General features: G+C 42.9%; 2 protein-coding genes. Both read left to right on the forward strand.

What is annotated here, in order from left to right; translation table 11 throughout:
- Positions 1-312: 312 nt before the first annotated feature.
- Entirely contained in the window at positions 313-1,902 is a 1,590-nt protein-coding gene (locus tag LRL21_RS44425) for an S-layer homology domain-containing protein (protein ID WP_240422154.1), read from the forward strand.
- A 549-nt stretch (positions 1,903-2,451) separates the two neighbouring features.
- Positions 2,452-3,307, forward strand: an 856-nt coding sequence (locus LRL21_RS44430; RefSeq protein WP_420832577.1) for a transposase, incomplete at its 3' end; no start/stop codon positions are given.

Genomic DNA, 3,307 nt, shown 5'->3' on the forward strand with positions numbered 1-3,307 from the left:
GAACCAGACGTTTGGCCATTTGGGTATGAGAAAGGAGCAAGCCGATGAGGGCAAGACCTGAATGAGCGGTAAGCAGTTCCAACGATTGATCGAGTTGAAAGCGAACAGATTTCACGGGTACACCTCCAAGGTTAATTCAAGAAATACGGGAAATCTTCCCTTTTCTTTATTTTACTTCACCGGAGATTGTTTTTCTAATCTTTCATCACATTCATTTCACGGATTCAGGATTATATAATATTCCCAAAATATGTATTATATTATATACTATCACAAGTCGTATATATACTAAATTATTGGAGGGAAACCAGTTTGAAAAAAAAGTTGTCAGTCGGTGTATCTTTATCCGTCATGTTCTTATCTCTTGCGTTGGGTTCTCCTGTTTCAGCAAAGTCCTCTATTGATTTCGCGGATCTGAACGACCTTGATGCGGTAACGAGGGTAAAGTATGATTCGCTGATTAGTGCAGGCGTATTTGATGGAGTCAGTGAGGGCAAATTCGGCTTGAAGGATAAAATGAATCGTGCCCAATTTGCAAAAGCAGCCGCTATCATATTCGGACTCAAAGTAGACCATAATGTAACAACCTCGACCTTCATAGATGTTAAAGCATCAGATCCGGCTAATGGTTATGCTCTGCCTTATATTGACGCCATAGTCAAAGCAGGACTCACAGACGGTTATGCACCAGGTCAGTTCAATCCGGCAGGTGAAGTGACGAAGGAGCAGCTGGCTACTTTCTTAATCCGCGGTCTGGGCAAAGATACAGAAGCCAGAGCAACAACAGGGCTTAACGATCAGACGGTTTCTACATGGGCGCGCAGTTATGCAGCCTTGGCAATTCAATTAAAGCTGCTGACAAAGAATGAAGATGGTACATTTGACGGTGTATCACCAGCAACACGCGATCTGCTAGTGCTCTCATCCTACGAATCCACCCAACATTATAAACCCGTAGGAGCACGGTATGCTATCGCTTCTTTCAGAGTAAGCAGCTTCAACGCATTTACCGTTCAAATAAACGGATCGTTACCTGACCTATCCATGGCCAAGCTCAACCTGACCCGTAATGGCTCACCCGTTACGAGTGGCTACAAGACAACCTGGAGTGTTGATAAATCAACGGCTACGCTGACGTTTGACAATAAATTGGATGAAGCAACGTGGACCGTAACGCTTGATGGTTTATCTAATATTGATGCTACTGGCAAAACAGCGCAGTTTGTAACGACAAAGGAAACGATATCGAGTATCGCATTCTTATCAACTAGCGACTCGCTTCCTAATGAAAAAAGAATCCGAATCGATTTCAGAGCTGCGAATCAGTATGGAGTTGCTTCTGCCTTAACAGCTAACAATTTCAATATATCTACCAGCAAAGGCTCTGTAATATTTATCAGCGGTGAGCAAGCTTTTTATCTAGATCTGCCGGATGGTTTGGTAGATGGGGAAAAAATTTCGATTTCGATTGTCCTAGATGGGAGTAACATGCAAGTTAGCAGGGTATTCCAGATTGGCGATAAACGGCCTGTGCCTTTGAATGATTCAAACATTAGCAAAACCGCAGCAAGTGTGGAATTTGGTAAGTTCATTTACACTTTTTCTAAGGGTGAAAAGCCGTCCGGAAATGAAGCTGATGATGATAAATTTTACGTGCCTATTATAGTAACGGATGCCCAAGGCTATAAACTGACACCTCAGGAAATCTATGATCAGCGAGCGAAATTTAATATTTTCGCGAGCGGTGGATTGACGTTGGCAGCGGATCCTATCTCAAACATCGGGTTTCATAAAGGGATGATCGCCATTGCCAATGTAATAAGTAATGATAGATCTACTATTACGATCCAGTTGAGGGATAATCCGAATGTTAAATCAGTGCTAAGTATAGGGCCGCAATGAGGATTATTGCGCGGAGGGCATCTGCATCTACTTAGATTAAGACAACATGACTATGTTCAACAAATTTATAAGAGTTACTTTACCTTTTTAAGTAGTGATATAGACGATAGAAAAACTGCTTCTGAAGTGTGGGAGGCAGTTTTTTTTGAGGAAGTGATACATTGTTAATGACATCAGACTTCAACCATTTCCAAATACCTTCTACCAAGTTTGACTCTTTCTGTTTTGACGATGCGATGTGTTTATTTTTAATTCATTATGTTAGTTGGGTGAAGACGCATTATTCACTTTACAGTACTCGCGGCAAGGAAATGTTTCAATCGTCTGATTTTAGGCAAAAAAAATGATCGAACTGTGACAAAGAAATAGTTCAAAGCGCATAAATATAAACGCTACTCATTATGTATACTCAGTAAACTATTTGTGATACATTTATGGTTCAAAACAAAAATCAGTTCTTGACGATTTAAACTAAGGTTGAAAATGGAAAAACATCTGCCAATCCTGTAATGTTGTAAGTCCTACCAAACAACAAAAAGGAATAGACAGATGCAAATCCAGTATATCAGTGAAATGCTCAACATACCAGAGTTACAGATTCGCTTTCTATCCATGAATGTCGATGACATACAAATCGAAGCAGTGCCAATGGACTCCAAGCAATGCTGTCCGATTTGTCAATCGGATGAAGCGGTCATGCTGAAAGGCAGCAACGGTATTCGCTGCGTCCGCCATCTTCCGGCATTTGAGAAAAAAGTGGTTCTTCTGGTTCCCAGTATCCGTATGTTTTGTTCAAATTGCGAGGCTGGTTTTGTTTGGATGTATGCATTTGTGGGTCCAAAAAGGCGGTACAGCCACCTCTTCCGAGAACGAGCTGTCCAGCAAGCACTTGGTTCCACGGCAGCCCATAGTGCCCGCATGGAACAAGCTCCTACTAGCACCATTCAGCAGATGCACACCGAAGCAATTCCGCTTGAAAGTGAACGGCTTTCTAAACAAGCGTGGACGCAAGCAAAGAAGTTTAGCGGTCTTGTCCTGGGTGTCGATGACTTCGCTATAAAGAAAGGTCACACCTACAATACAGGCATTCATGATCTGAAAGGTGAAACCATGCTTGATCTTTTGCCTGGACGAAAATTGGAAGATTTGCGGACATATGCTCGGCAGCACCCTGACTTCCTGCAGCTTGCTCCGAAGGCGGTGGTGATGGACTTAGCCCAAGCCTATCACACGTGGATCAGCGAATGTTTTCCAACCGCGATCCGAATTGCAGACCGTTTTCATGTTCACGGTTACGTCATTGAGGCTGTTCAAGATGTTCGTAAAGCGGTTCAGAGTACGCTGGCTCCGCGGGCGAAAGCCCTGCTCAAAGCGCATCACCGCTTGCTTAATCCTCCAGTCGACT

The organism is Paenibacillus periandrae, assembly GCF_022458865.1.
Taxonomy (GTDB): Bacteria; Bacillota; Bacilli; order Paenibacillales; family NBRC-103111; genus Paenibacillus_S; species Paenibacillus_S periandrae.